3 protein-coding genes are annotated in these 2,698 nt (G+C 74.2%); all 3 read left to right on the top strand.

Annotated features, from left to right (window positions below):
- Positions 1-1,354 (top strand): ATP-binding cassette domain-containing protein (locus AB0O00_RS34830; protein WP_363658688.1); only part of this gene is annotated, 1,354 nt, incomplete at its 5' end.
- Positions 1,355-1,507: 153 nt separating this feature from the next.
- Entirely contained in the window at positions 1,508-2,128 is a 621-nt protein-coding gene (locus AB0O00_RS34825; RefSeq protein WP_363658689.1) for a nitroreductase family protein, read from the top strand.
- Between the two features lie 85 nt (positions 2,129-2,213).
- A partial coding sequence (locus AB0O00_RS34820) for a GNAT family N-acetyltransferase (RefSeq protein ID WP_363658686.1) occupies positions 2,214-2,698 on the top strand: 485 nt, incomplete at its 3' end.

The following is a 2,698-nucleotide window of genomic DNA, read 5'->3' as shown; positions in this document are numbered from 1 at the left end:
CGCGGACGCCCACGCCGCGCTGGTCGCTGCCACCGAGGGCCTGGTCGAGGGCCTCCCGGGCGCCGACGACGCGTACGCCACCAGCCTGGACCGCTGGCTCGACCTCGGCGGCGCCGACCTGGAGGAGCGCGCCGAGGAGGTCGCCGGCTCCCTCGGCCTGAAGGTCTCGCTCGACCTGCCGATGACGGCCCTGTCCGGCGGCCAGGCCGCCCGGGCCGGCCTCGCCTCGCTGCTGCTCTCCCGCTACGACGTCTTCCTGCTCGACGAGCCCACCAACGACCTCGACCTGGACGGCCTGGAGCGCCTGGAGGCCTTCGTCAAGCGCCTGCGCGCCGGCACCGTGCTGATCAGCCACGACCGCGAGTTCCTGGCCCGGACGGTCACCAAGGTGCTGGAGCTGGACCTGCACCAGCAGCGGGTCAACCTGTACGGCGGCGGTTACGAGGCGTACCTGGAGGAGCGGGCGGTGGCCCGCCGGCACGCCCGCGAGGAGTACGAGGAGTACGCCGACACCAAGGCCTCGCTGGAGGCGCGCGCCCAGATGCAGCGCAACTGGATGGAGCACGGCGTCCGCAACGCCCGCCGCAAGGGCGGCGACAACGACAAGAACGCCAAGGCGAAGCGCACCGAGTCCACCGAGAAGCAGGCCTCCAAGGCCCGGCAGACCCAGCGGATGATCGAGCGGCTGGACGTGGTCGAGGAGCCCCGCAAGGAGTGGGAGCTGCGGATGGAGATCGCCACCGCGCCGCGCTCCGGCTCCGTCGTCGCCACCCTGCGCGGGGCCGTCGCCCGCCGCGGCGACTTCGCCTTCGGCCCGGTGGACCTGCAGATCGACTGGGCCGACCGGGTCGCCATCACCGGCGCCAACGGCGCGGGCAAGTCCACGCTGCTGGCCGCCCTCCTCGGCCGGCTCGAACTCGACGGCGGCAGCGCCGTGCTGGGCTCGGGCGTCGTGGTCGGCGAGGTGGACCAGGCGCGCGGACTGTTCCTGGGCGGGGAGCCGTTGGCGGAGGCGTTCGCCGCCGCCGTGCCGGAGCTCTCGCCGGAGGACGTGCGCACGCTGCTCGCCAAGTTCGGCCTGAAGGCGGTGCACGTGCTGCGCCCGGCCGCCACCCTCTCCCCCGGCGAGCGCACGCGCGCCGCGCTGGCGCTGCTCCAGGCGCGCGGGGTCAACCTGCTCGTGCTGGACGAGCCCACCAACCACCTGGACCTGCCCGCGATCGAGCAGCTGGAGTCCGCGCTCGCGTCGTACACCGGCACGCTGCTGCTGGTCACGCACGACCGGCGGATGCTGGACACCGTCACGGTGAACCGGCGCCTGGAGGTCCGGGACGGACGGGTGCACGAGCTCTGATCACACCACCGCGCCGCCGGTGCCGCCGGGAATGGTCTCGACCTCTTCCCGGCGGCACCGTCATGTGCTGTGCTGTGCGCCATGGTTGAGAGTGCACAGACTACGGAGAGCCCAGTGGCGGAGACGTCCCACCCGACCGTCCCCCTCACCCCGATGACCGTGCCGGCCCACGAGGCCGAGGCCCGCAGCAGGTCGTTCCACGACGTGATGGCGCAGCGCCGGACCGTCCGCGACTACTCCACCCGCCCGATCCCGGACGGCGTGGTGGAGTGGGCGGTGCGGACCGCGAGCACCGCGCCCAGCGGCGCGCACGTGCAGCCGTGGCGGTTCGTGGTGATCACCGACCCGGAGCGCAAGCGGAGGCTGCGCGAGGCCGCCGAGGCGGAGGAGCGCGAGTTCTACGCGCACCGGGCCTCGGAGGAGTGGCTGACCGCGCTGGCCCCGATCGGCACCGACTGGCACAAGCCGTTCCTGGAGGACGCACCGGCGGTGATCGTCGTGTTCGAGGTGCACAAGGGGCCGAGCTCGCCGCGCCCGTACTACACGAAGGAGTCGGTGGGGATCGCGGTCGGCCTGCTGCTGGCCACGCTGCACCAGGCCGGGCTGGCCACGCTGACGCACACCCCGAGCCCGATGAAGTTCCTGAACGAGGTGTGCGGGCGCCCGGCGGAGGAGCGCGCCGCGTACGTGATCCCGGTCGGCTACCCGGCCGAGGGGGCGCGCGTGCCGGACCTGCGGCGCAAGGAGCTCGACGAGGTGCTCGTGCGGCTCTGACCGCCGGGCGCCCGCCCCCGGTGCGCCTGCGGACGGCGATCGACACCGCTGGTGACAGGTTCGGGCCAAGGACATAATCGCCGTCATGAGCGATGCACAGCCACGGTCCTGTGACCACCACCCGGCTGCCCTCGGCGAGGCGACCGTCGGCCGGCCGCCGGAACTGCTGCGGCTGGCCGGCGGGGTCTCGCTGCACCGCCGTCTCACCGCGCACACGACCGCGCTCAACAAGGCCGTCCGCGCCAACCTGGACCACCTGCGGCCCTGGCTGGAGTGGGCGGCCGAGGCGCCCAGCCGGGCCCGGACGGCCCAGCTGACCAGGGTCGGCGCGGCGGCCTGGGAGGCCGGCACCGACTTCATGTACCTGGTCGCCCTGGACGCCGAACCCGGCCGCGTGATCGGCGCGTTCGGCCTGCACGGCCGGATCGGCCCCGGCGCGCTGGAGATCGGCTACTGGGTGAGCGCCCGGCACGTCGGCCGCGGCATCGCGACCACCGCGGCCGGGGCGCTGACCTCGGCCGCGCTGGCGCTGCCCGGCATCGCGCGGGTGGAGATCCGCTGCGACCAGGC

It is taken from the genome of Kitasatospora sp. NPDC093558, from assembly GCF_040683475.1.
Lineage (GTDB): Bacteria > Actinomycetota > Actinomycetes > Streptomycetales > Streptomycetaceae > Kitasatospora.
Note: the sequence above shows the minus strand (reverse complement) of the source record. Positions and strands in the feature narration are given on the sequence as shown.

What these genes read in the sequence shown, in the direction of transcription:
- AB0O00_RS34825 (WP_363658689.1), top strand. Translation starts at nt 1,508, where the DNA reads ATGACCGTGCCGGCCCACGAGGCCGAGGCCCGCAGCAGGTCGTTCCAC.